Below are 24,870 nucleotides of genomic sequence, written 5' to 3' on the forward strand. Positions count from 1 at the left end.
GTCTTGCTCAGTCGCCCAGCCGCGCCCGGTGCCGCGCGATCTGCGCCGTCACCTGCACCGGCGCCGTGCCGCCCAGCGTGTTGCGGGCCTCCAGCGAGCCGCGCAGGCTCAGCACGCCGAACACGTCGTCGCCGATCGCCGGATTGAACTGCTGCAGCGTCGCCAACGGCAACTGCGACAGGTCCACGCCCTGGGCGAGGGCGGTCTTGACGGCATGGGCCACCGTCTCGTGGGCGTCGCGGAAGGGCAGGCCCTTCTTCACCAGGTAGTCGGCCAGGTCCGTGGCGGTGGCGTAGCCGCGCAGGGCGGCGGCCTCCATGGCCTCGCGCCGCACGGTGATGCCGCCCACCATCTCGGCAAAGATGCGCAGCGTGTCCTTGAGCGTGTCGACGGTGTCGAACAGCGGCTCCTTGTCTTCCTGGTTGTCCTTGTTGTAGGCCAGGGGCTGGCCCTTCATCAGGGTGATCAGGCCCATCAGGTGGCCGACCACGCGGCCGGTCTTGCCGCGCGCCAGCTCGGGCACGTCGGGGTTCTTCTTCTGCGGCATGATCGACGAGCCGGTGGTGAACCGGTCGGCGATCTGGATGAAGCCGAAGTTCTGGCTCATCCACAGGATCAGCTCTTCGCTGAAGCGGCTCACATGCACCATCGCCATGGTGGCGAAGGCGGTGAACTCGATGGCGAAGTCGCGGTCGCTCACGGCGTCCAGGCTGTTCTGGCAGACGCCTTCCATGCCCAGGGTGCGGGCCACGCGCTCGCGGTCCAGCGGGTAGCTGGTGCCGGCCAGCGCGGCGGCGCCCAGCGGCAGGCGGTTGACGCGGCGGCGCAGGTCGGCCAGGCGCTCGGCGTCGCGGGCGAACATCTCCACATAGGCCAGCATGTGGTGGCCGAAGCTCACCGGTTGCGCCACCTGCAGGTGGGTGAAGCCGGGCAGGATGGCGTCCACGTTGTCGGCGGCGATCTTCACGAGCGCCTTCTGCAGGTCGGTCAGCAGGCCATCGATCAGGTCGATCTCGCCGCGCAACCACAGGCGCACGTCGGTGGCGACCTGGTCGTTGCGGCTGCGGCCGGTGTGCAGGCGCTTGCCGGCATCGCCCACCAGCTGGGTCAGGCGGGCCTCGATGTTCAGGTGCACGTCTTCGAGGGCGAGCTTCCATTCGAATCTGCCGGCCTCGATCTCGCCGCGAATCTGAGCCATCCCACGTTGGATGTCGGCGAGGTCCTGCGAACCGATGATGCCTTGGGCGGCGAGCATCTCTGCATGAGCCAGCGAGCCTTCGATGTCTGCCTGCGCAAGCCGCTTGTCGAAGAACACGCTGGAGGTGTAGCGCTGCACGAGTTCGCTCATGGGCTCGGAAAACAGCGCGGACCACGCTTCGGATTTCTTGTCGAATTGGTTCTGGGTCATGGGTCGGGACCGCGGGCGGCCTTGGAAGAGCGACGGGGCGGGAAGTCGGTGGAGCACGGGGGCGCAGCGATGGCGGCAGGGCGCCGTCGTGCGCAAGGCGAGGGCCATAATCGGCGGCCCTTCAGCGTCGCCAGCCATGCGAAACCCCCGGATTTTATCGGCGCGCCCTTCTGCGAGCCCCGCCCGCGCGGCCATGGCGCCGCAATCCGACTTTTGCCGACCGGAGATGGTGATCCGGACGGTACTGGCCACCGAGATGCTCACCGCCTTGGCGGTGGCCTTCGTGGCGCAGTCGCCCACCGACGGGCTTATGCATTTCGCGACGGCGACGGGCGGCGTGCTGCCGTCGACCCTGCTCTGGCTCATCGCGGCGTGTGCGCTGCGTCGGCGCCTGGCGCGGTGGCCGGTGTCGTCCCAGTATCTGGCCGGTGCCGTGGCCGGCGTGCTGGCCGGCTTGTATGGCTGTGCGGTGCTGCAGGGCACCGGCGCGGTCGCGCAAGCCCCTTGGTTCGGAGGCGCGTGGGCGGGGGGGCTGTTCGGGGTGACGGCCATGGGCGTGATGAACCTGCGCACGGCGGCGCAGATGCCCGCCGCCACCACGGCGCGGCTCACCGAGCTGCAGCAGCGCATCCGGCCGCACTTCCTCTTCAACACCCTCAACAGTGCCATCGCCCTGGTCCGGGACGATCCAGCCCGTGCCGAGGCCATGCTGGAAGACTTGGCCGAACTCTTCCGCCAGGCGCTGGCGGAGCCGGGCGAGTCCGCCTCGGTGGCCGAGGAGATCGACCTGGCGCAGCGCTACCTGGCCATCGAGCAGGTGCGCTTCGGTCCGCGCCTGCATATCGCCTGGCAGCTGGACGCCGCGGCGGCGGACGCGCGCCTGCCGCCCCTGCTGCTCCAGCCCCTGGTGGAGAACGCAGTGCGCCATGGCGTGGAACCGAGCCCCGAGGGCGGCGAGCTGCGCATCCGCACCGAGCGTCGCGGCGCCCGCGTGGTCATCGAGGTCGTCAACACGCTGCCGCCGCTGCGGTGGGCCGGCGCGCCTCTGCCGCGCGGCCATGGCATCGCCCTGGACAATGTGCGCAGCCGTCTTCGCCTGCTGCACGACATGCAGGCCAGCCTGAGCGCCGGCCTGGATCGCGATTGCTGGCGGGTGCGCATAGACATTCCCGTCCACGCAACGGACAGCACGAAGAGACGCAGCCATGAGCCTGGCGCCCACTGACAACGCGCCGCTGCGCATCCTGCTGGTGGACGACGAACCGCTGGCACGTGCCCGCCTGCGCACCTTGCTGGCCGCCTGCCGTGCGCCGGCGGCGCAGATCGTGGGCGAGGCCGGCGATGGCCGGGCCGTGCTGTCGATGCTGCGCGAGATGCCGGTGGATCTGCTGCTGCTGGACATCGCCATGCCCGGCCTCGATGGCATGGCCTTGGCCGACCAGCTGCGCAGCCAGCCGCAGGCGCCGGCCATCGTGTTCGTCACGGCCCACGCCGAGCATGCCGTGAGCGCGTTCGAGCTCGATGTCGCCGACTACCTCACCAAGCCGGTGCGGGGAGCCCGCCTGCAGGAGGCGCTGGTCCGTGCACAGCGCCATCTCCGGCAGCGCCGCGCGGAGCTGCCAGATACCGAGCATCTGCTCATCCAGGACCGTGGACGTCTCGAACGTGTGCCCCTGTCCGAGGTTCTCTACCTGAAGGCCGAATTGAAATACATCACCGTGCGCACCGCGCAGCGCCAACTGATCCTGGACGGCTCGCTCAACGACCTGGAGGCGCGGCACGGGGAGCGCTTCTTGCGCGTGCACCGCAGCGCGCTGGTGGCCCGCGCGGCGATCCGTGCCCTGGAGCGCCACGATGGCGGCGAGGAGGCAGAGGGCTGGGCCGTGCGCCTGGCCGGCCTGCCGGAGCTGCTGCCGGTGTCGCGCCGGCAACTGCCGGCGGTGCGCGATGCGTTGCGGGAGCGCTCGGAATGAGCGCCCCGGTGCCGCCATCCGGCGCTGGCGCAGGCGTGCCCGAGGTCGTCGCTCTCGAACCTTCCGAACCCCCGCCGTCCGCGGCCGAGTCCGCCACCGACCGGGCCATCCGCGAGGCGGAAGCCGAGCGCGCCCGGGGCGCGGTGCCGGAGCCGGGCAGCGGCGATCCACCGCGTCTTCTGTTGCACATGCCGGTGGATGTGCGCAGCGCCTCGCTCGTCATCCTCGGCGTTCTGGCCTGTGTCTACACGCTGCGCTGGGCCGCGGCGGTGCTGATCCCGCTGGCGCTGAGTCTGATGCTCGTCTATGCCCTGTCGCCCGTCGTTGACCGGATGGAGCGCTGGCGTCTGCCCCGCTGGGCCGGCGCTGCGGTGTTGCTGCTGGCCCTCACCGGCGGCACGGCGTGGACGGGCTACTCGCTGGCAGGCAGTGCCGGCCAGCTGGTCGACGCCCTGCCGGCGGCGGCCCAGAAGCTGCGCAATGCCATCCGCACCAAGTCGGTCAAGGCCAGCCCGCTGGACACCGTGCAGCAGGCGGCCGATCACCTGGAGCGCGCCGCCAATGAAGGCTCGCCCACCACCTTCCGGCGCGGCGTGCAGCGCGTGATCATCGAGCGACCGCCGTTCAATGTGCGCGACTATCTCTGGAGCGGTACCGTGGGCCTGATGGAAGGCGCCGGTCAGGCCACGCTGGTGCTCTTCCTCACCTTCTTCGCGCTGTGCTCGGGCGACACCTTCCGGCGCAAGCTGGTCAAGATGGCCGGCCCCAGCCTGCACAAGAAGAAGGTGACGGTGCATGTGCTGGACGACATCACCGGCCACATCCAGCGCTACCTGCTGGTTCAGATCCTCAGCAGCGCGCTGGTGGGCGTGACCACCGGCCTGGCCTTCTGGGCGCTGGGGCTGGAGAACGCCGCGGTGTGGGGCATCATCGCGGGCGTCACCAACCTCATTCCCTACATCGGCTCGGTGCTGGTGCTGGGCGCCGCGGGGCTGGTGGCCTTCCTGCAGTTCGGCACCATCGGCATGGCGCTGCTGGTGGCGGGCACCTCGCTGCTGATCCACACGCTGGTGGGCAACCTGCTGGTGCCCTGGCTCACCAGCCGCAGCTCGCGCATGAACCCCGTGGCGGTGTTCGTGGGCGTGATCTTCTGGGCCTGGATCTGGGGCGTGTGGGGCCTGCTGCTGGGCATGCCGATCATGATGGTCATCAAGTCAGTCTGCGACCGGGTGGACGACCTGCGGCCGGTGGGCGAGCTGCTGGGCGATTGAGCGGCCGCGCGGCCCGCGGCACCCGGTGGCGGGCACTGCGCGGCCAAGCCGAGCGCCGACCCCGCCGTTCAACGCGCGCCGGAGCCCAGCGCGAAGGGCTGCATCAGCCCCGTCATGGGCTTGGGCAGCGGATGCGCCAGCTCGCCGCGCTTGCTGGTCTTCAGGCCCAGGGACACGAGCGACTCCAGCAGCGTGACGCCCGCCGACACGCCGTCGATCACTGGCACGCCCAGCTCTTCCGACAGCGAGCGGCACAGGTCGGCCATGCCGGCGCAGCCCAGCACCAGCACGTCGCAGCCGTCCTCGTCCAGCGCGCGGCGGCATTCGGCGGCGATACGGGCCCGGGCGTTGGAGCGCGGATCTTCCAGCTCCAGCACCGGCAGTTCGCAGGCCCGCACGCGGGCGCAGAAGCGCGCCATGCCGTAGGCCTCCGCCAGGTGGTGCGCCTGGCCCATGGTGCGCGCCAGCGTGGTGACGACCGTGAAGCGGCTGCCGATGAAGCTGGCCGCATGCATCGCGGCTTCGGCGATGCCCAGCACCGGGCCTCGGGCCAGCTCGCGGGCGGCCTTCAGGCCCGGGTCGCCGAAGCAGGCGATCAGGTAGGCGTCCACGCCTGCCGCCTCACCAGCGGCGACCTCGGCCAGCAGGCCGGGCGTGGCCAGGGCCTCGTCGTAGTGGCTTTCGATGGAGACCGGCCCCATCGCCGGGCTCACGGCGATGACCTCGGTGCCCGGCCGCGCGGCGGCGCGGGCACAGGCACCGATCTTGTCGGTCATGGTCTGGGTGGTGTTGGGGTTGATGACCTTGATGCGCATGGACAGGGCGTTTTCTTCGAAATCAGGAGCGGCGGGACAGCACAGCGTAGATGACGAAGCCCAGGCCCATGCCGATGAACCAGGCGTAGTTGGCGGCGCCGCGCCAGGCCGGCACCAGCACGCACAGGATCGGGATCAGGGCCGAGGGCACCATCGTGGCGACGGCCTTCAGGTTGTAGCCATTGCTGTACCAGTAGGTGCCGGTGGGCTTCATGGTGTAGAGGTCGTCCACCACCACCTGCTGGCGGCGCACCAGGTAGAAGTCGGCGATCAGGATGCCGAACAGCGGCCCGATGAACGAGCCCAGGATGTCCAGCGTGTAGTGGATCACCTCGGGATTGTTGTAGAGGTTCCAGGGTGTGATGAAGATCGAGCCCACCGCGGCGATCATGCCGCCGGTGCGCCAGCTGATGTGCTGCGGCGCCACGTTGGAGAAGTCGAAGGCCGGCGAGACGAAGTTGGCCACGATGTTGATGCCGATGGTGGCGATCATGAAGGTCAGCGCGCCCAGCACCACGGCGGTGGTGGAGTCGATCTTGCCCACGGTGTGCACCGGATCGGTGATCAGCTCGCCGAACACCGGCAGCGTGGCGGCGGTGGTGATCACGGTCAGCAGCGAGAAGAACACGAAGTTGACCGGCAGGCCCCAGAAGTTGCCCTTCTTCACCGCGTCGAAGCTCTTGCCGTAACGCGAGAAGTCGCCGAAGTTGAGCATCGGGCCGCTGAAATAGCTCACCACCAGCGCGATGGCCGACAGCATGACTGGCAGCGCGTCCCAGCCCTCGAACTTGACGCCGCCCAGGTTGAGGTCGATGTTCTTCCAGCCCGCCTTCCAGACCAGCCAGCCGCACAGGATGGCCATGACCACGTACACGCCCGGGCCGGCCCAGTCGATGAATTTGCGGATGGCCTCCATGCCATGCCAGAAGACGAAGGCCTGCAGCACCCACATCACCATGAAGGCGACCCAGCCCAGCGTCGAGAGGCCGGCGAAGCCGTGCTGTGCCACGTCGGCGTAGGGCGCCAGGTTGGGAAACAGGTGCAGCGCCATCACCATGAAGGCGGCCGACGCCAGGTAAGTCTGGATGCCATACCACGCCACCGCGATCAGGCCGCGAATGATGGCCGGGATGTTGGCGCCCTTGACACCGAAGGAGGCGCGGCAGATGACGGGGTAGGGCGTGCCCGTCACCTGGCTGGGTTTGGCCACCAGGTTGCAGAAGAACTGCACGATCACGATGCCGACCAGCAGCGCCACCAGCACCTGCCAGCTCGACAGGCCCAGCGCGAACAGGCTGCCCGCCGTGATGTAGCCGCCGACGCTGTGCACGTCGGACATCCAGAAGGCGAAGATGTTGTATTGCCCCCAGGTCTGTTGCTTGAGCGGCGCCAGGTCCTCGTTGGTGAGGGCCGGGTCGTAGCCGGGCTTGATGAGGGCGTGCGATGCCACGTTGCCGTGGCCAAGGGGCTCGGCCGCGGCAGCGGCGGCGAGCGGGGTGATGGTGGCCGTGTTCATGGGGGCTCCTGGTGGGGTCGGTGGAGGAAGGCGGCGCCGCATGCGCCACGCGCGATTGCACGGATTGGGTGCATTATTTGTATACAAAAATTGGATCGCAAGTGCTGTGCCAGGATGCGACCTTGGGAGATTCCCGTAGCTCGGGTCGAATTCGGCGCACGCCGGGGGCCGCAGCCTCATGCTTCGGCCCGTCACCGACGAGCAGGTAATCTCCGACGTGCTGCCCGGTGCCGATGGCCACGGTCGGCCGATAACAGGCGGCGGCGCCAACAAGGAGACAACCCCGATGGACCGACTGCAGGCCATGGAAATGTTCGTGCGCGTGGCCGAGAGCGGCAGCTTCTCGCAGGCGGCGCGGGAGTTCCGCACCACGCAGCCCACGGTGACCAAGCAGGTCGCCGCCACCGAGCGGCGCCTGGGTGTGCGGCTGCTCAACCGCAACACCCGCGGTGTGAGCCTGACGGAGGCGGGCGCGCTCTATTACGAGAAGTGCAAGGCCATCGTGCGTGACGTGCAGGCGGCCGACGACATCGCGCGGCAGGCCCGCAGCGAGGCGCAGGGGCTGCTGCGCATCGGCACATCGGTGGCCTTCGGAAGGCGGGTGGTGGTGCCGCTGGCGCTGGAGTTCATGCGCGCCCATCCGCAGGTGCAGGTCGACCTGAGCTTCGACGACCGCTACGTGGACCTGGTGGCCCAGGGCATCGACGTGGCCATCCGCATGGGCAAACTGGCCGACTCCACGCTGGGCGCCCGCTACCTGGGCAGCAATCCGTGGGTGATGGCGGCCTCGCCTGCCTACCTGCAGGGGCGGGGTGTGCCGGCCGCCGCGGCCGACCTGCCGGCGCACCAGGCGCTCATCTACAGCAGCGTGGTGGGCGACGACGTGTGGCGCCTGCACGGGCCGGGCGGCGAGGCGCTGACGGTGCCGGTGACCGGGCGCTTGCGCTCCAATAACCTGTCGGCGGTGCTGGCGGCGGCGCGGGAGGGGTTGGGCATCGCCCTCCTGCCGCGCTACGTGGCGGAGGAGTCACTGGCACAGGGGCGGCTGGTGCCGGTGCTGGCCGATCACCAACTGCAGGAGCAGGAGATCCACGCCGTCTTTCCCTCGCCCCGGCTGGTGCCCGCCAAGGTGGCGGCCTTCACGGCCTTCCTGCAGGGCCGCTTCGGCGAAGGCTGGTGGCGCTCGGGTTGACGGCGCTGGGCTGCGCTCAGGTGCGTGGCGCGTTGCCGTCCTCTTCGTTCGAGGCCATGAACAGCCCCCAAACCGCCATGAACAGCGCCGCCACCACCGGCCCGATCACGAAGCCGCTGATGCCGAACAGTGCCATGCCGCCGATGGTGGAGATCAGCACGATGTAGTCGGGCATCTGCGTGTCCTTGCCCACCAGGATGGGGCGCAGCAGGTTGTCGACCAGGCCGATCACGAACACGCCTACGAAGACCAGCGCCAGGCCCTTGACGATGGCGCCCGTGGCCAGGAAATAGATGGCCACCGGCCCCCAGATCAGCGCCGCGCCCACGGCCGGCAACAGCGACAGGAAGGCCATCACCACGCCCCACAGCAGCGCGCCCTGCACGCCCAGCGCCCAGAAAGCCAGCCCGCCGATGGTGCCCTGCACCGCCGCCACCACCACGTTGCCCTTGACGGTGGCGCGGATGACGGTGGTGAACTTGTTGAGCAGGTAGTGGGTGTGCGGCCGTGCCAGCGGCACGGCTTCGCGGATGGTCTTGGACAGGTCCGCGCCGTCACGCAACAGGAAGAACAGCAGGTAGAGCATCACGAAGAAGCTCACCAGGAAGTCGAAGGTGTTCTGGCCGATGCTCACGGCCTGGGCCGCCAGCATCTGGCTGCCCTGGGCCGCCCCCGCGCTCAGCTTCTCGAGGATGGCCTCGAAGTTGCCCAGCCCGAAGCGGTCCAGCAGGTTGGTGGCCCAGCCCGGCAGCGCGCCGACGATCTGCTGGAAGTAGTTGACGAAATTGAGCTCGCCCGAGCGGATGCGTTGAGTCACGAGCACCACGTCCTGCACCAGCGTCACCGCGATCATCGACAGCGGGATGATCACGATCACCAGCACGAGGGCCAGGGTGGCGAGCGCCGCCGGTGTGCGCCGCCGGTTGCCGAACTTGTTCAGCAGCCGCTTGTAGAGCGGCGTGAACAGAATGGCCAGCGCCACGCCCCACAGCACGGCCCCGAAGAAGGGCATCAGGATCCAGACGAAGGCGACGGTCACGGCCGCCAGCAGGAACAGGAAGAAGCCGCGCTGCAGCTGAGGGGAATTCATGGTGGCAGCGAATGTAGCCGCCCGCCATGACCGCAAGCTGTCGGAGGGGATGCCGCCGACACCGGGGCCGGCGTGCGCTTCTTCACGAAGCGCCAAACTTCTTCACTCCATCGGGATGTTGGCCCGGTGGGCCAGGGCGCGGTAGCGCGAGATCTCACCTTCCATCTGGCTGCGGAAGGCCGCCGCGTCGATCCACACGGGCTCCATGCCCTGGGCTTTGAGCGTGGTCTGCAGAGCAGGGTCGGCCAGCAGCGCGCGGGTTTCCTTGGCCAGCCGGTCCAGCGCGGCCGTGAGGCTGCGGGCCGGTGCGGCCAGACCGTACCAGGCGTCGAAGGTGGCCTCGGGCAGGCCGAGCTCGGCCAGGGTCTTGACGTCCGGCAGCAGGCTGGAGCGCGTGGCGCCCACGATGCCCAGGGCGCGCAGCTTGCCGGCGCGCACATGAGGCGCCACGGCGGCGACGGTGTCGATGCCCATCTCGATCTCGCCGCCCATCACGGCGATCGTGGCCTGGGCGCTGCCCTTGTAAGGCACGTCCTGCAGCTTCGCGCCGCAGGCCAGGGCGAACAGTTCGCCCGCCAGGTGCGGACCGGAGCCGCTGCCGAAGGTGGCATAGCGGATGGCCTGCGGCTTGGCCTTGGCGGCGCGCACCAGGTCGCCCACGGTACGCCACGGCGCGCTGGCCGCCACCACCAGCACCAGTGGCGTGCGCGCCACGATGCCGATGGGCGCCAGGTCGCGCACCGGGTCGTAGGGCAGTCTGGCGCGCAGCGCGGCATTGACGCTGTAGCTGGTGGAGCCCGACAGCAGCAGCGTGTAGCCGTCCGGTGCGGCCTTGGCCACGGCGTCGGTGCCGATGATGGTGGAGGCGCCGGGCTTGTTGTCGATCACCACCGGCTGGCCCAGCCGCTCCGCGAGCTTCTGGCCGAGGGCGCGGGCCACGATGTCGGTGCCGCCGCCCGGCGGGAAGGGCACCACCAGGCGCACGCTGCGGGTGGGCCAGGGTTCCTGCGTAAAGCCGAGGGCGGGCAGGGCGGCGCCGAGCGCCAGGGCGGCGCTGGTGCCGAGGAAATGACGTTTGTTCATGGGAATGTCCTTGGAGAAAGTCCGAAAAGCAAAGAGATGGGAAGGCGCAGCAGCGCCCGCGCATGCAGCGCGGATCGCCCGCCAATGTGGAAACCGGTTTGGTGTCCCCGTCAGGCCATGGGGCGATCCGGCCAGGGTGCCGCGCCCGGCTCGCCCAGGTCCCAGTACAGGCCGGCCATCACGGCCAGGCCTTCGCGCACCAGCGGCACCAGCAGGTGTTCGTTCGGCGCATGCTGGGCGCAGCCGGCATGCCCGTGCGGCACCCACAGCGTGGGCAGGCCGAGCTGGGTGGCGAAGATGTCGTTGGGCAGGGAGCCGGCCAGGTTGGGCAGCAGGTGGGGCGCGTGACCGGCGCTGCGGGTAATCGATCCGACCGCCCAGTCCACCCACGGATTGCGCAGGTCGAGCCGCGTCGCGGCGCCGGCCAGCGTGACCTGGACTTCGACGTCATCGAAGCCATGGGCCGCCAGGTGGGCCTGCACATGCTCGGCCGTGTGCTCCCAGTCGGTGCCGACTACGAATCGCAATTGGCAATGCGCCGCCGCCTGGTGCGGGATGGCGTTGATCGGCCGCTGCGGATGGCCGGCTTCCAGGGCCAGCACCTCGAAGGTGTTCCAGGCGACGAGCCGTTCGGCCGGCGTCAGGCCGGGCTCGCCCCAGCCCGCATCCAGTGCCGGATCGTCCGGCTCGGCGCCGATGGGGATGTCGGCCAGCGCACGGCGCACGGCATCGTCCAGCGGCGGTGGGCGCAGTGCTTCCACCAGCAGCCGGCCGTGCGCGTCGGCCAGCGTTCCGACCGCATGGGCGATGCGCGTCGCCGGATTGGCCAGCACGCCACCCCAGTTGCCCGAGTGGTAGCCGCGCGTGCGGCCGCTGCGGATGCGCAGCGTGAAGTTGACGGCCCCCCGCGAACCGAGGAAGAGCGTGGGCTGGCGCGTGCCCACACGTGGCCCGTCGCTGGCGATGAACAGGTCTGCCGCCAGCGCGGCGCGCTCGGCCGCGCACACGGCGGCCAGGCCGGGCGAGGCGGCTTCCTCGCCGGTCTCGAACAGCCACGTCATGTTGAAGCCGAGCCGGCCGCCGCGGGCCTGCAGCACGGCTTCCAGCGCGGCGAGCGCGATGCTGTGCTGGCCCTTGTTGTCGGACGTGCCACGGCCGTACCAGCGCTCCCCCTCGGCCACCAGCGTCCAGGGCGCGAGGCCTTCGCGCCACTGCGCGTCCTGGCCGCTCACTACGTCGCCGTGGCCATAGCTCAGCAGCGTGGGCAGGGCCGGGTCCTCGACGCGGCGGGCGATGAGGAACGGGCCGCCCTTCGGGTCGGGGTTGGGGCAGAGGCGGCAGTCGAAACCCAGGGCTTCGAGGCTGGGCCGCAATTCGTCCGTGAGGTAGGCGGCGAGCGCCGGTGGCACGTTGCCGCCATCGCTTTCGGTGCGCAGGGCGACCCGGCGGCGCAGGTCGGCGAAGAGGCGGCCACTGTCGAAGGCCGACTGGGCCAGGGTGAGGGCATCGTTTCGGTGCATGGGTGATCCTGTGCCGGCGATGCATGCAAGGGGAAGGCCGGAAACCCGTTGCCTGGCCTATCGTTTTGTCGAGGGGGTATTGCCCTGAAGGCAATGCCGTCGGCGGCAGAATCGGAAGCCATGGCCCGCGCTCCCCAACTGCTCAGCATTCCGATGCGCCACTTCCTGGAGGTGGCGCAGACCGGCTCGGTCAACCAGGCCGCCGCCCGGCTGCATGTGGCGCCCTCGGCCGTGAGCCGGCAGATCGCCCGGCTGGAGGACGAGATGGGCACGCCGCTCTTCGAGCGCCGCACGCGCGGCATGACGCCCACCGCCGCCGGCGAGCGCCTGGCCGCCTACCTGCGCCATGCGGTGGCCGACGGTCTGCAGGCGCTGGAGCAGGCGAGCGCCCTGGGCCGCGTGCAGGCCCAGCGCGTGTGCGTGGCCTGCACCGAGGGCTTCGCGCCGCAGTTCATGCCGGGCGTGATGCAGGCCTTCCGCGATGGGCATGGCGAAGCGCGGCTGGAATTGCGCGTCGGCTCGCCCGACGAGGTGGCGCGCTGGCTGCTGCGCGGCGAGGCGGACCTGGGCCTCAAGTACAGCGTCGCGCCCGAATCGGACCTGCATGTGGAATACGAGGCGCCCGCACCCGTCTATGCCGTGATGGCGCCCGAGCATCCGCTGGCGCGCCACACGGCGGTGGAGGTGGCGCAGGTGGTGGCCTTTCCGCTCTACCTGGGCAGCCGCGGCATGACCACGCGCCAGCTCTTCGACCAGGCCTGCAGCCTGCAGGGGCTGCGTTATGCGGCGGCCTTCGAGAGCAACTTCTCGTCGGTGCTGCTGCCCCTGCTGCGCGCGCCGGGGATCGTGCTGTCGGGCCACCTGACGGTGGCGCATCTGATCGCCGACGGCACGGTGGTGGCGCGGCCTTTTGCCGAGGCGCCCCTGCAGCAGCGGCGGCTGCGGCTGCTGTCGCTGCCAGGCCGCACGCCCACCGAGCCGGTGCGGGCCTTTGCCACGCACCTGGCGCAGGCCATCCAGGCGGTCGGGCGGCGCAAGCTGGGGCGGGCGCGGCGGGTGGCGCCGGCGCGAGTCTCGATCTCGCGCAGCCGTTCGGGCTGAGCGCGTAGAAGCTCAGGGGCCGGTGCTTCGACAGGCTCAGCGCGAACGGGTGTGGGTGCATCAGGCCCGCGCGGACCGCCCTGGCATCAGGTTCACCTCCGCACCGCCGTGGCAGGAACATCCCACCGTACCAGGATCGCCCTCCATACCAGGATCGCCCCCCATACCAGGATCAGCCCCCCCGTACCAATATCCCCCCCGTGCCAGGATCACCCCCAAACCGTTCAGGCTGAGCTTGTCGAAGCCCGGCGCAAGCACCCCGGGTCGCAATCACGCCGCCAACTGGCAAGGCTATGCTCGCTGCTCCTCCTGCCCATGGCCCTGCACGTCTGGCTCGTCTACACCCTCGCCGCCCTCGGCCTGTCGCTCTCGCCCGGTCCCAACAGCCTGCTGGCGCTGACCCATGGCGCCCTGCATGGACGCCGCCGCACGCTCTACACGCTCTTTGGCGGCAGCGCCGGCTTTCTGCTCGTCATCGCGCTGTCGATGTTCGGCATCGGCGCGCTGCTGAAGGCTTCGCTGGTGTGGCTCACGGTGCTCAAGTGGCTGGGCGGTGCGTACCTGGTGTGGTTGGGCGTGCAGGTTTGGCGGTCGCCGCCCATCGAGGTGGCGCGGCCGGCGAATGCGGTGCAGGCGCGGGGCGTCCTGCTCTTCCGCCAGGGCTTTCTGGCGGCGGCGACCAACCCCAAGGGCATCCTGTTCTTCGCCGCCTTCCTGCCGCAGTTCGTGGACCCGGCCCGCAACGTGGCCGTGCAGTTCGCGGTGATGGCGGGCACCTTCCTGCTGATCGAGTTCCTGACCGAACTGGTGCTGGCCAGCCTGGCCCAGCGCATCACCGCCTGGCTGGCGCGTGTGGGCCGCGGCTTCAACCGGGCCTGCGGCGCGCTGTTCGCGGCCATAGGCATCCTGTTGCCGTTGCGCGGCTGAGCGCGTAGTGCCGCGAGTGGGGCGGCGCTTCGACCCTTCGACACGCTCAGGACAGACCAAGCGCAGCGCGAACGGTCAGCGGCCCGCCCCGCCGATCCACCCCAACCGTTCGGGCTGAGTGGCCCAGTCCTCCGATCCACACCAACCGTTCAGGCTGAGCCTGTCGAAGCCCAGCCCCAACCCCGTCAGGCCAGCAGGTCGGCCAGCGTGCGCGCGATCACCTTGGTGGCACGGCGCAGGTCTTCGAGCTCCAGGCGCTCGTCGGCGCGCTTGGCGTGCGACTCCAGCACCGTGCGCGGCCCGGCGCCGTAGATCACGCCGGGAATGCCGGCCTCGCCATACAGCCGCACGTCGGTGTAGAGCGGCGTGCCCATGGCCGGGATTGGCTGGCCGAAGAGCTGTTCCCCATGCTTCTGGATGGCCTCGACCAGCGGCTGGTTGCCCGCCAATGGCTTCATGGAATTGGCCAGCAGCAGGCGCTTGACTTCGACCTCAATGCCGCCAGCCGGCGTCTTGAACTCGGCCGCGGCCTTGGCGATCACGTCACGGATGGCGGCCTCGACTTCGGCCGGGTTCTCCTCCGGGATCATCCGGCGGTCCAGCTTGAACACCACCTTGCCGGGCACGACGTTGGTGTTGGTGCCGCCCTCGATGCGGCCCACGTTGAGGTACGGGTGGCTGATGCCCTCGACCTTCGACGTGACCTGCTGGTAGAGCGTGTTCTGCGCATACAGCGCATTGAGGATGTGCACCGCGCCTTGCAGCGCGTCCACGCCCGTGGTGGGAATGGCGGCGTGGGCCATCTTGCCGTGCACCGTCACTTCCATCTGCAGGCAGCCGTTGTGGGCCGTGACCACCTCGTAGCTGAAGCCGGCGGCGATCATCAGGTCGGGCTTCGTGAGGCCGTTCTTCAGCAGCCAGCCGGGGCCCAGGATGCCGCCGAACTCCTCGTCGTAGGTGAAGTGCAGCTCGACCCCGCCCTTGGCCGGCTTCGCGACTGCCTCCAGCGCACGCACGGCGAAGGTGAAGCTGGCGAAGTCGCTCTTGCTCACGGCCGCGGCGCGGGCGTAGAGCTTGCCGTCCACGATCTCGCCGCCGTACGGGTCGTGCGTCCAGCCTTCGCCGGGCGGCACCACATCGCCGTGGGCATTGAGCGCCACGGTGCGGCCGCCGTCGCCATAGCGGCGGCGCACGATCAGGTTGGTGATCGACTCGAGGCCGTAGTCCTTGACCTCCTGCGCGGGCACGGCGTGCTTCTCGGCCTCGAAGCCGTAGCCGGCGATCAGCTCGGCGGTGCGCTCGGCATGCGGCGCGTTGTTGCCCGGGGGGGTGTCGGTGGGCACGCGCACCATCTCCTGAAGGAACTTCACCTCCTCGTCGAAATGGGCGTCGATCCAGGCGTCGAGCTGGGCGTAGTCGGTCATCGTTGTTCTTTCGCGAGGTTGTCCAGCAGCTTCTGCGTGGCGAGCACGGCCAGTTGCATGTCGTCGCTGGTGGTGGATTCGAGCGGGTTGTGGCTGATGCCGCCGTTGAGGCCGCGCACGAAGAGCATGGCCTGCGGCATGACCTCGTGCAGCTTCATGGCGTCGTGGCCGGCGCCGCTGGGCATGCGGAAAAGTGGCACGCCGAGCGATTCGACAGCAGTCTCCCAGCGGGCCTGCCAATCCGGATGGCTGGGTGCGGCGGCGGCGCGCATGGCTTCTTCGAGCGTGTAGCGCAGGCCGCGGCGGGTGCAGATCTCCTCCAGCGCGGCCAACGCATCGGCGATGACGGCATTGCGCTGGTCGTCGCGTGGCGCGCGGATGTCCAGGCTGAATTTGGCCAGGCCCGGCACCACGTTGATTGAGCCGCCCGGCACATTCAGCATGCCCACGGTGGCGACCGAGTCGGCGTCCTGGCGGGCGCGCTTCTCGGCCGCAAGGATCAGCTCGGCCACCGCACAGGCCGCGTCGCGGCGGCGGTCCATGGGCGTGGTGCCGGCATGGCTGGCCATGCCGTGGATCTCGCCCACGTAGCGCACGCCGCCGTTGATGGAGGTGACGATGCCCAGCGGCAGGTTCAGCTCATTGAGCACCGGGCCCTGCTCGATGTGCACCTCGATGAAGCCCAGGTACTTGGCCGGGTCGCGCTGGATCTTCGGGATGTCCTCGATCTTCAGGCCGGCCTGCTGCATGGCCTCGCGCATGGTGATGCCGTCGGCATCGGCCTGGTCCAGCCAGGCTGGGTTGAAGTGGCCGGTGAGCGCGCCCGAGCCGATGAAGGTGGCCTTGTAGCGCTGGCCTTCCTCTTCCGCGAAGCCCACCACCTCGAAGGCGAAGGGCAGCCGGCGGCCCTGGCGGGCCAGTTCCTTCACACACGCCATGGGCACGAAGATACCCAGCCGGCCGTCGTACTTGCCGCCGTTGCGCACGGTGTCGTAGTGCGAGCCGGTGAGCAGCGTGGGCGCGCCGGGCACGGCACCGCCGCTGGTGACGAAGCCCTCGGCCTCGTAGCGGCCGATGACGTTGCCGACCGCATCGATCTCCACCGAATCGAAGCCCACCTCGTGCATCCAGGTGCTGATCTGCAGCGCGCAGGCACGGTGCGCCTGGGTGAGGTAGGTGACGGTGAGCTGACCCTGCTCGGCAAAGCCGGGGTCGCTGTGCACGGCCAGCTGTTCCTGCCAGTCCCACACCTGGTTGCCCAGCTCGGGCGAGACGCCGAACTTGTCGTTGAGGCGAATCTCCGCGATGCGGTGAATGTTGCGCAGCGCCTCGGCCCGCTCGTAGTCCGGGTGGTTGTTCAGCCGCCGTGCGAAGGTGGCCAGGATCTCGGCCTTGGGCAGGCCGGTGCCGCGCGGGCCGCGCACGGCCAGGATGAAGGGGAAGCCGAACTTCTGGCCGTAGGCCGCATTGAGCTCGCGGATGCGCGCCAGCTCCTCGGGCGTGCAGGCCGTCAGGCCCGCCTTGCTCTGCTCGTTGGTCGATTCGGCGGTGAGGGCGTTGCTCTCCATCGCCTTGCCGGCGAGCTCCGGGTGCATGCGGATGAGGGTGAGCTGCTGCTCGGCCGGTGCGCGCGTCACGACCTGGGCCATGGCGGCCTTGAGGTGCTGCAGCGAGCGGAAGGGCCGCTCGGCCAGCGCGCCTTCGGCGACCCAGGGCGAATGCTCGTAGGTGCCTTCCAGCAGTGCGACGGCGTCGGCGGCGGAGGCGGCGTTGAGTTGTTCGATGGTCAGGGCCATGGTCGTGTCTCCTCAGGCCGCGTCGGTGAAGGGGTATGTCTGGCGCCAGTGGCGCGCGATGTCCACGCGACGGCAGACCCACACCTTGTCGTGGCGGCCGATGTGGTCCAGAAAGCGCTGCAGCGCCGTGATGCGGCCCGGGCGGCCCAGCAGGCGGCAGTGCATGCCGATGCTCAGCATCTTGGGCCGGTCCAGCCCCGCCGGGTCGCCCTCGGCATAGAGCGCGTCGAAGCTGTCCTTCATGTACTGGAAGAAGGGGTCGGCATGCGAATAGCCCTGGGGCAGGGCGAAGCGCATGTCGTTGCAGTCCAGCGTGTAGGGCACGATCAGTTGCGGCACCACGCTGCCGTCGGTCTTCTGCACCTTCATCCAGAAGGGCAGGTCGTCGCCGTAGTAGTCGCTGTCGTATTCGAAGCCGCCGTCGTCGGCCACCAGGCGGTGGGTGCGCGGGCTGTCGCGCCCGGTGTACCAGCCGACCGGGCGCTCGCCGGTGAGCTTCTCGATCGCTTCCATGCCCAGGCGCATGTGCTCGCGCTCCAGCGACTCGTCGGCGCTCTGGTAGTGGATCCAGCGCCAGCCGTGGCAGGCGATCTCGTGGCCCAGCTCCTTGAAGGCGACGGCCAGCTCGGGGTAGCGCTGCAGCGCCATGCCCACGCCGAACACCGTGAGCGGCAGGCCGCGCTGCTCGAACTCGCGCAGGATGCGCCACACGCCCGCGCGCGAGCCGTACTCGTAGATGCCGTCCATGCTCATGTGCCGGTCGGGGTAGCTCGCCGGGTTGAACATCTCGGACAGGAACTGCTCCGAGCCCGGGTCGCCGTGCAGCACGTTGTTCTCGCCGCCCTCCTCGTAGTTGAGGACGAACTGCACCGCGATGCGGGCACCGCCCGGCCAGCGGGCATGCGGCACGTCGCGGCCGTAGCCGACGAGGTCGCGCGGATAGGGAAGGGTGGCGTCGTAGACGGTGGGCATGGGGGTCTCAGGAAAGCGCCAGCGTGATGTCGCTGGTGGGAACCTTGCGGTCCAGGGTGAGGTTGTCCTCGACGTGCTGCAGGTGCTCGGTCATCAGCCGGGCGGCCTTGTCGCCGTCGCGCGCCGCCAGGGCGCGGACGATGTCGGCATGCTCGTCGTTGGAATGCGCGGCCTCGGCGGCGCTCTGGTACATGAGCGTGATCAGGGCGCAGCGCGAGATCAGATCGCTCAGGATCTGCGCCAACACCTGATTGCCCATCAGCTCCGCCATGCGCACATGGAAGTCGCCGAGCAGCTCGGTTCGACCTTCCACGTCCTCCCCGGCCACGGCGGCCTTTTCTTGTGCAACGTGTTCCTTCAGGGCCTTGATCTGCGCCGTCGTGGCCTGGCGGGCGAACTCGCGCGCCATCTCGGCCTCCAGCATGCGGCGCACGCCGAACACCTGGCGGGCCTCGTCGGCCGAGGGCGCGGCCACGAAGGCACCGCGCGCGGGTTCCAGTCGGATCAGCCCGTTCTGCGAGAGCTGGAACAAAGCTTGCCTCACCAGCGTGCGCGAGACGCCGAAGTGGTCGGCCAGCTTCTGCTCGGCCAGCTTGCTGCCTGGCTGCAGCCGATGTTCGACGATGGCCCGGGTCAGGGCATCGACGATCGCGCGTGTCGTGGTCGGCTCCATGATGGCGGGCATGATAGCTTCACGACACAAATGTGTATACACTTTTGTGGACGGATCGCGCCGGTCGCGCCCCGGTAGGCTTCGCCGTCCCTTTCAACGACTCGCAAGGAGATGCCCCATGGGCCTGAGCACCCACGTACTGGACACGATGCACGGCTGCCCCGCCGCCGGCATGGAGGTGGCGCTCTACACGACGGACGGTGAGGCGGCCACGCTGGTGCGGCGCTTCACCCTCAACCACGACGGCCGCAGCGACGGGCCGCTGTACGACAACAACAGCCTCAAGGCCGGCACCTACCGGCTGGTGTTCGATGTAGCGGGATATTTCAAGGCGCGCGGTGTCGAGCTGCCGCAGCCCAACTTCCTCAACCGCGTGGCGCTGGATTTCGGCGTGGCCCACACCGACCAGCACTACCACGTGCCGCTGCTGGTGAGCCCGTGGAGCTACTCCACGTACCGGGGTTCCTGAATGCATCGCCCGCCCCTGCATCGGTTCGGCAGCGGCGGGCCTGTCTCACTGCTGCAGCTGGCCCTCGCTCAGCGTGTCGAGCTGGAAGCGGCCGCTCTTGTCCCACAGCCAGGTGTCGGTCCACACGACAGGGCCGAGCCGCGTGGCAACCGGGTAAGGCGCGGCGGCCAGCACGGTGCGCTCGATGCCGGCGATGGCGTCCGGTGCGTGCTTCGGCGCCCGCAGCCAGTGCATGCCGGTGACCTGGCCGCGCGCGTCGAGCTTCACTTCCAGCACGCCGACGGCGTAGAGCATGGGTGGCAGCTTGCCCGCGTAAATGCGCGTCGCGTTGCGGGCGTAGACATGGCGGGCCGCGTCCTGCCGGTACTCGCGCGGCGTGCGGGCGCGCGAGCTGCCCGCAGGTTCGGCGGCGGCCACCGCTTCGCGTGGCGCCGTGGCGTCGGAGATCTGGCCCGGCACCGTGGAGCCGGTGCTGCCGCAGCCGGCCAGCCATGCGGCGGCCCCGGTGCAGGCGGCCAGCAGGCCCAGGCGCGAGAGGGTGTTCTTGGTCATGGCGCGGCTTTATACCTGCGCCGCGGCGCGGCCGTGTTTCCATTGATGACGGCGCCTGCGGGCTCCGCCCGGGGTGCTGCGCGGCACCGGTCCGCGCCGCTGCCTGGGGGCGCGCGATGAGCACCGGCGCCCTCGACGAAGTCCTGGCCCGCCTGGCCCGTGAAGACGGCGTGCTGGTGCGCGTCGAGGCGACCGAAGGCTCGGCGCCGCGTGAGGCCGGCACCTGGATGTTGGTGTGGGCCCAGGGCCTGACGGCGACCATCGGCGGAGGCCAGCTGGAGTTCCAGGCCATCGACGAGGCGCGCGCGCTGCTGCGGGCGGCGACGGGCTCCGATGCCGAGCCGCTGCGCAAGCGCTACCCGCTCGGCCCCAGCCTGGGCCAGTGCTGCGGCGGCGTGGTGCACCTGTCGATGCGCCGCGTGGGTGCGGCCGATGCGACCGAACTGCGCCGTCAGCTCACCGAGCACCTCGCGCCCGTCGCCATCTTCGGCGGCGGCCATGTGGGGCTGGCGCTGGCGCGGCTGCTGGCCACGCTGCCGTACTCGGTGCGCTGGATCGACAGCCGCGACGGCGTCTTTCCCGAGGCACTGCCGGCCCAGGTGCAGACCGAGCACAGCGAGCCGGTGCAGGACGCCGTCGCCACGCTGCTGCCCGGCACGCATGTGCTCATCATGAGCTTCAGCCATGCGGAAGACCTGGACATCGTCATCGCCTGCCTCCGGCGCCTGCGTGAGCGTGGCGATCTGCCCTATGTCGGCCTGATCGGCAGCAAGACCAAATGGGCCACCTTCCGGCATCGGCTGGAAGCGCGCGGCTTCGGCGAGGCCGAGATGGCGCGCATCACCTGTCCCATCGGCGTGCCAGGTGTGACAGGCAAGGAGCCCGAGGTGATCGCCGTCGCGGTGGCGGCGCAGCTGCTGCAGCGGCGCACGGCGGCCGGCTGAATGCGGCGGGGAGTCGCGCGCTGGGCACATCGCCCAACGCGAGCGCCATGAGCCATTCCTCTCAGGCCGCCCGCTCCGCGCTCTCCCGCGCCACTGCATAGCGCTCCAGCGTCTGCTGCCGCGCCTCGCCATGGTCCACCACCGGCGCTGGATAGTCGTGCCCGATGCGCAGCCCGGCGGCCTGCAGTTCGACGGGCTTGGCCAGCCACGGCGCATGGATCATCTTGTTCGACAGCCTGGCGAGCTCGGGCACATAGCGGCGGATGAACTTGCCATCCGGGTCGAAGCGCTCGCTCTGCGTCACCGGGTTGAAGATGCGGAAGTAGGGCTGTGCGTCGCAGCCGCTCGAACTGGCCCACTGCCAGCCGCCATTGTTGGAGGCGAACTCGAAGTCGTTCAGGTGTTCGGCGAAAAAGGCCTCGCCGCGGCGCCAGTCCAACCCCAGGTCCTTGCACAGGAAGCTTGCGGTCACCATGCGCAGCCGGTTGTGCATGTAGCCCGACTGCACCAGCTGGCGCATGCCGGCGTCCACCAGCGGATAGCCGGTGCGGCCCTCGCACCAGGCGGCGAAGAGCTGGTCGGCATGCTTGCCGTGGTGCCAGCGGATGCGGTCGTACTCGGGCTTGTAGCTCTTGCCCTCGGCCAGGTCGGGACGGTGGGCCAGCACCTGGGCATAGAAGTCGCGCCAGATCAGCTCGCCCAGCCAGGTGGCGGCGCCGCGGCTGCCGTTGCCGGCCAGGGCATGGGCGGTGGCCGCCGCCTCGCGGATGGACAGCGTGCCGAAGCGCAGGTGCACGCCCAGGTAGCTGGGACCGCGCACGGCGGGAAAGTCGCGCGTGCTGTCGTAGCGGTCGATGCGGCCGACGAATTCGTCGAAGAGCTGCCGCGCGCCGGCCATGCCGCCGCCCAGGCCCAGCTCGTGCAGGTTGGTGGGCTCGAAGCCCAGCTCGGCCAGGGCCGGCACCTCGGTGCGGTGCTCGGCCGGCGTGGGGATGAGGGCGTCGGCGTAGCGCTCCACCGGGTAGGGGCTCAGGTAGAAGGCGTCTTCCGCCTTGGCCATCCACGCGCGCTTGTAGGGCGTGAACACCGAATAGACGCCGCCGGCCTGGGTCAGTACCTCGTCCCGCTCGAAGACCACATGGTCCTTGAAGGTCTGGAAGCTCACGCCCGCATTGGCCAGGGCGCCGAGCACCTGGGCGTCGCGGTCCAGCGCGGCGGGCTCGTCGTCACGGTTGGCGAAGACGGCCTGTACCTCCAGCTGGCGGGCGAGGGGGGCGATGTCTTCCTCGGCCACGGCATGGCGCACCACCAGGTCACCGCCCATGCCGCGCAGGGCGGCCTGCAACTGCAACACCGACTCCTGGATGAACTCGACCCGCCGGTCCCGGCGGGGCAGGGCGTCGAGGATCGCCCGGTCGAAGACGAAGGCGCAGACCACCTCGCGGCAGCTGCGCAGCGCGTGGTAGAGCGCCGCGTTGTCCTGCACCCGCAGGTCGCGCCGGAACCACATGAGCCCCCGGGCGAAGGGCTTGTCGACGGCCACTAAAATTGGAGGCATATGTCCGTCGATTCTGCCCTGACCAATCTCACGCATCACTTCCTCATCGCGATGCCGGGCATGCAGGACCAGGCCTTCAGCCGCAGCGTCGTCTACCTGTGCGAGCACGGCGAGCGCGGCGCGCTGGGGTTGATCATCAACAAGCCGAGCGACATCGACCTCAAGGGCCTGTTCCAGAAGATCGAACTGCGCCTGGCGCGCCCCGACCTCGACGATGCCCCCGTCTTCCAGGGGGGACCGGTGCAGACCGAACGCGGCTTCGTGCTGCATGAGCCCGTCGTGGGCGAGGACACCACCGGCGCCCCGCCGGCCGACGACGGCAAGCCGCAGTCGGTCTACGCCTCCACCATGACCATCCCCGGCGGCCTGGAGATGACCACCTCCAAGGACGTGCTGGAGGCCATGGCCACCGGTGCCGGCCCGCGCAAGGTGCTGGTCACCCTGGGCTATTCGTCGTGGGAGCAGGGCCAGCTCGAATCCGAGATCGCCGAGAACGCCTGGCTCACCGTGGGCGCCGACCCGGCCGTCATCTTCGACACGCCGGTGGAGCAGCGCTATGACAAGGCCCTGTCGCTGCTCGGCCTGGCTGCCTGGACCCTGTCGCCGGAAGCCGGCCATGCCTGAGAACGTCGACGTCCCCGCGCACTTCCAGAGCTTCCTCGCCTTCGACTTCGGCCTCAAGCGCACCGGTGTGGCCAGCGGCAACCGCCTGCTGCGCAACGCCACGCCGCAGGCCACGATCAAGGCCGAGGGCGACGCCCGCTTCGTGCAGATCCAGACCCGCATCCGCGAATGGCAGCCCGACGCGCTGGTGGTGGGCGTGCCCTACCACCCCGATGGCGCCGCGCACGACAACACCCGCGCCGCCCAGCGCTTTGCCCGCCAGCTGCACGGCCGCTTCGGCCTGACGGTCTACCAGGTGGACGAGCGCTACAGCACCACCGAGGCCATCGCCTCCGGCGCGCGCGACGCCGACGCCGCCAGCGCCTGCATCATCCTTGAACAATTCCTGAGGAACCTTCCGTGAACGCATTGCCCGATGCCGAGGGGCTCTACCAGACGCTGCTGGCCGGCGTGAAGCCGCTGATGCGCGACCACACCCGCCTGGTGGGCGTGACCTCCGGCGGCGCCTGGCTGGTCGAGCGGCTGCAGAAAGACCTGGGCCTGGCCGGCGCGCCCGGCGTCATCTCCTCCGCGATGCACCGCGACGACTTCGCCCGCCGCGGCATGGCCGCCAGCGCGCAGACGCAACTGCCCTTCGACGTCGACGGCAGCGATGTGCTGCTGCTGGACGACGTGCTCTACACCGGCCGCACCATCCGCGCGGTGCTCAACGAGCTGTTCGACTTCGGCCGTCCGGCCTGCGTGCGGCTCGCGGTGATGGTGGACCGGGGCGGGCGCGAGCTGCCGGTGGCGGCGGACTTCGCGGCGGCCCATCTCACGCTGCCCGACACGCAACTGCTGGCGCTCGCCCGGGGCAACGATGGCAGCCTGCGTTTCAACGTTGAGGAGCAGGCCTGATGCTCTACAAACGCAATCCCCAGCTCAACAAGAACGGCGAGCTGATCCACCTGCTGTCCATCGAGGGCCTGCCCAAGGCCATCGTCACGCAGATCCTGGACACCGCCGCCAACTTCGTCAGCGTGAGCGACCGCGAGGTCAAGAAGGTGCCGCTGCTGCGCGGCAAGAGCGTGTTCAACCTCTTCTTCGAGAACAGCACGCGCACCCGCACCACCTTCGAGATCGCGGCCAAGCGGCTGTCGGCCGACGTCATCAACCTCGACATCGCCCGCAGCTCCACCGCCAAGGGCGAGACGCTGCTGGACACCATCGCCAACCTGAGCGCGATGGCGGCCGACCTGTTCGTGGTGCGGCACAGCGAATCGGGCGCGCCCTACCTGATCGCGCAGCATGTGGCGCCGCATGTGCACGTCATCAATGCCGGCGATGGCCGGCATGCGCACCCCACGCAGGGGCTGCTCGACATGTACACCATCCGCCACTACAAGAAGGACTTCTCCAACCTGACGGTGGCCATCGTGGGCGACGTGCTGCATTCGCGCGTGGCCCGTTCCGACATCCACGCGCTGACCACGCTAGGCGCCGCCGAGGTGCGTGTGGTGGGCCCGCGCACCCTGGTGCCGGGCGACCTGGCGCCGATGGGCGTCAAGGTCTTCCACAAGCTCGAAGAGGGCATCAAGGACTGCGACGTGGTCATCATGCTGCGCCTTCAGAACGAGCGCATGAGCGGCGCGCTTCTGCCGTCGAGCCAGGAGTACTTCAAGACCTACGGCCTCACGCCCGAGAAGCTGCAGCTGGCCAAGCCCGACGCCATCGTGATGCACCCGGGGCCCATCAACCGCGGTGTGGAGATCGCCTCGGAGGTGGTGGACGGCAAGCAGAGCGTGATCCTGCCGCAGGTGACCTTCGGCATCGCGGTCCGCATGGCCGTCATGAGCATCGTGGCAGGTAACGAAGCATGAAATGGCGCCCGCTCGGCTACTGCGCGCGCCGATCTTGCGCCTGCGCTGCTCGCCGTACATGAGTACGGCTGCGCTGCTCGGCACAAGCTCGACGCGCTCGCTA

Annotated in this window: 24 protein-coding genes; 12 read left to right on the top strand and 12 right to left on the bottom strand. The window is 69.7% G+C overall.

Annotation, left to right across the window (positions count from 1 at the left end; translation table 11 throughout):
- Positions 1–7 precede the first annotated feature (7 nt).
- Entirely contained in the window at positions 8–1,408 is a 1,401-nt protein-coding gene (argH, locus tag QZ772_RS18100; RefSeq protein ID WP_295529135.1) for an argininosuccinate lyase, read from the bottom strand.
- Positions 1,409–1,601: 193 nt separating this feature from the next.
- Between argH and QZ772_RS18105 the strand changes: the two genes are divergently transcribed.
- Genes QZ772_RS18105 through QZ772_RS18115 form a run of 3 tightly spaced genes read left to right on the top strand, consistent with a single transcriptional unit; the run spans position 1,602 to position 4,652 of the window.
- A complete protein-coding gene (locus tag QZ772_RS18105) occupies positions 1,602–2,633 on the top strand; it encodes a sensor histidine kinase (protein WP_295529137.1) in 1,032 nt (343 codons plus the stop codon).
- Positions 2,614–3,381: a LytTR family DNA-binding domain-containing protein gene (locus QZ772_RS18110; RefSeq protein WP_295529139.1), complete on the top strand. Its 768-nt coding sequence runs from the start codon at positions 2,614–2,616 to the stop codon at positions 3,379–3,381. The genes QZ772_RS18105 and QZ772_RS18110 overlap by 20 nt, the downstream gene beginning before the upstream one ends.
- Positions 3,378–4,652, top strand: coding sequence for an AI-2E family transporter (locus tag QZ772_RS18115; RefSeq protein WP_295529141.1), 1,275 nt, complete (start codon positions 3,378–3,380; stop codon positions 4,650–4,652). Before QZ772_RS18110 ends, QZ772_RS18115 begins: the two co-directional genes overlap by 4 nt.
- A gap of 68 nt (positions 4,653–4,720) precedes the next feature.
- Here QZ772_RS18115 and QZ772_RS18120 read toward each other — a convergent pair whose 3' ends face one another.
- Positions 4,721–5,467: an aspartate/glutamate racemase family protein gene (locus QZ772_RS18120; RefSeq protein WP_295529143.1), complete on the bottom strand. Its 747-nt coding sequence runs from the start codon at positions 5,465–5,467 to the stop codon at positions 4,721–4,723.
- A 22-nt stretch (positions 5,468–5,489) separates the two neighbouring features.
- Positions 5,490–6,983: an NCS1 family nucleobase:cation symporter-1 gene (locus QZ772_RS18125; RefSeq protein ID WP_295529145.1), complete on the bottom strand. Its 1,494-nt coding sequence runs from the start codon at positions 6,981–6,983 to the stop codon at positions 5,490–5,492.
- A gap of 286 nt (positions 6,984–7,269) precedes the next feature.
- Here QZ772_RS18125 and QZ772_RS18130 point away from each other — a divergent pair, with 286 nt between their 5' ends.
- A complete protein-coding gene (locus QZ772_RS18130; RefSeq protein WP_295529147.1) occupies positions 7,270–8,175 on the top strand; it encodes a LysR family transcriptional regulator in 906 nt (301 codons plus the stop codon).
- A gap of 16 nt (positions 8,176–8,191) precedes the next feature.
- Here the strand turns inward: QZ772_RS18130 and QZ772_RS18135 are convergent, their stop codons facing one another.
- The 3 genes from QZ772_RS18135 to QZ772_RS18145 all read right to left on the bottom strand — a co-directional run bounded on the left by QZ772_RS18135 (position 8,192) and on the right by QZ772_RS18145 (position 11,868).
- Positions 8,192–9,265: an AI-2E family transporter gene (locus QZ772_RS18135; protein WP_295529149.1), complete on the bottom strand. Its 1,074-nt coding sequence runs from the start codon at positions 9,263–9,265 to the stop codon at positions 8,192–8,194.
- 102 nt (positions 9,266–9,367) lie between these two features.
- A complete protein-coding gene (locus tag QZ772_RS18140) occupies positions 9,368–10,348 on the bottom strand; it encodes a tripartite tricarboxylate transporter substrate binding protein (RefSeq protein ID WP_295529151.1) in 981 nt (326 codons plus the stop codon).
- A gap of 110 nt (positions 10,349–10,458) precedes the next feature.
- A complete protein-coding gene (locus tag QZ772_RS18145) occupies positions 10,459–11,868 on the bottom strand; it encodes a M20 family metallopeptidase (protein WP_295529153.1) in 1,410 nt (469 codons plus the stop codon).
- Between the two features lie 120 nt (positions 11,869–11,988).
- On the opposite strand from QZ772_RS18145, the gene QZ772_RS18150 reads away from it, so the two are divergent.
- Positions 11,989–12,969, top strand: a complete 981-nt coding sequence (locus tag QZ772_RS18150) for a LysR family transcriptional regulator (RefSeq protein WP_295529155.1) — start codon at positions 11,989–11,991, stop codon at positions 12,967–12,969.
- Between the two features lie 315 nt (positions 12,970–13,284).
- Positions 13,285–13,896 carry a LysE family transporter gene (locus tag QZ772_RS18155; protein WP_295529157.1) on the top strand — a complete coding sequence of 204 codons (612 nt, stop codon included), beginning with the start codon at positions 13,285–13,287 and terminating at the stop codon, positions 13,894–13,896.
- Between the two features lie 185 nt (positions 13,897–14,081).
- Here the strand turns inward: QZ772_RS18155 and QZ772_RS18160 are convergent, their stop codons facing one another.
- The 4 genes from QZ772_RS18160 to QZ772_RS18175 are packed head-to-tail and all read right to left on the bottom strand — an operon-like array spanning position 14,082 to position 18,761.
- Positions 14,082–15,320: a M20/M25/M40 family metallo-hydrolase gene (locus tag QZ772_RS18160; protein WP_295529159.1), complete on the bottom strand. Its 1,239-nt coding sequence runs from the start codon at positions 15,318–15,320 to the stop codon at positions 14,082–14,084.
- A complete protein-coding gene (gene uraD, locus QZ772_RS18165; RefSeq protein WP_295529161.1) occupies positions 15,317–17,116 on the bottom strand; it encodes a 2-oxo-4-hydroxy-4-carboxy-5-ureidoimidazoline decarboxylase in 1,800 nt (599 codons plus the stop codon). The genes QZ772_RS18160 and uraD overlap by 4 nt, the downstream gene beginning before the upstream one ends.
- Positions 17,117–17,128: 12 nt before the next feature.
- Complete coding sequence (gene puuE, locus QZ772_RS18170; RefSeq protein WP_295529163.1) at positions 17,129–18,088, bottom strand: allantoinase PuuE; 960 nt, start codon at positions 18,086–18,088, stop codon at positions 17,129–17,131.
- A 7-nt stretch (positions 18,089–18,095) separates the two neighbouring features.
- On the bottom strand, positions 18,096–18,761 hold the full coding sequence (locus QZ772_RS18175; protein WP_234196637.1) for a GntR family transcriptional regulator: 666 nt from the start codon (positions 18,759–18,761) through the stop codon (positions 18,096–18,098).
- A 118-nt stretch (positions 18,762–18,879) separates the two neighbouring features.
- Here QZ772_RS18175 and uraH point away from each other — a divergent pair, with 118 nt between their 5' ends.
- A complete protein-coding gene (gene uraH, locus QZ772_RS18180; RefSeq protein ID WP_295529165.1) occupies positions 18,880–19,230 on the top strand; it encodes a hydroxyisourate hydrolase in 351 nt (116 codons plus the stop codon).
- Between the two features lie 45 nt (positions 19,231–19,275).
- Here uraH and QZ772_RS18185 read toward each other — a convergent pair whose 3' ends face one another.
- On the bottom strand, positions 19,276–19,782 hold the full coding sequence (locus QZ772_RS18185) for a hypothetical protein (RefSeq protein WP_295529167.1): 507 nt from the start codon (positions 19,780–19,782) through the stop codon (positions 19,276–19,278).
- 116 nt (positions 19,783–19,898) lie between these two features.
- Between QZ772_RS18185 and xdhC the strand changes: the two genes are divergently transcribed.
- Positions 19,899–20,726: a xanthine dehydrogenase accessory protein XdhC gene (xdhC, locus tag QZ772_RS18190; protein ID WP_295529169.1), complete on the top strand. Its 828-nt coding sequence runs from the start codon at positions 19,899–19,901 to the stop codon at positions 20,724–20,726.
- Positions 20,727–20,787: 61 nt separating this feature from the next.
- Here xdhC and QZ772_RS18195 read toward each other — a convergent pair whose 3' ends face one another.
- Positions 20,788–22,284, bottom strand: coding sequence for a deoxyribodipyrimidine photo-lyase (locus QZ772_RS18195; RefSeq protein WP_295529171.1), 1,497 nt, complete (start codon positions 22,282–22,284; stop codon positions 20,788–20,790).
- Between QZ772_RS18195 and QZ772_RS18200 the strand changes: the two genes are divergently transcribed.
- The 4 genes from QZ772_RS18200 to QZ772_RS18215 are packed head-to-tail and all read left to right on the top strand — an operon-like array spanning position 22,285 to position 24,767.
- Complete coding sequence (locus QZ772_RS18200; RefSeq protein ID WP_295372784.1) at positions 22,285–22,908, top strand: YqgE/AlgH family protein; 624 nt, start codon at positions 22,285–22,287, stop codon at positions 22,906–22,908. It begins immediately after the preceding gene.
- Positions 22,901–23,311, top strand: a complete 411-nt coding sequence (gene ruvX / locus QZ772_RS18205; RefSeq protein ID WP_295529173.1) for a Holliday junction resolvase RuvX — start codon at positions 22,901–22,903, stop codon at positions 23,309–23,311. Before QZ772_RS18200 ends, ruvX begins: the two co-directional genes overlap by 8 nt.
- Positions 23,308–23,805: a bifunctional pyr operon transcriptional regulator/uracil phosphoribosyltransferase PyrR gene (pyrR, locus tag QZ772_RS18210; RefSeq protein ID WP_295529175.1), complete on the top strand. Its 498-nt coding sequence runs from the start codon at positions 23,308–23,310 to the stop codon at positions 23,803–23,805. Before ruvX ends, pyrR begins: the two co-directional genes overlap by 4 nt.
- Positions 23,805–24,767 (top strand): aspartate carbamoyltransferase catalytic subunit, encoded by a 963-nt coding sequence (locus QZ772_RS18215; RefSeq protein WP_294378034.1) that lies wholly within the window; start codon positions 23,805–23,807, stop codon positions 24,765–24,767. Before pyrR ends, QZ772_RS18215 begins: the two co-directional genes overlap by 1 nt.
- Positions 24,768–24,870 lie beyond the last annotated feature (103 nt).

It is taken from the genome of uncultured Pseudacidovorax sp. (assembly GCF_913773995.1).
Taxonomy (GTDB): domain Bacteria; phylum Pseudomonadota; class Gammaproteobacteria; order Burkholderiales; family Burkholderiaceae_C; genus Xenophilus.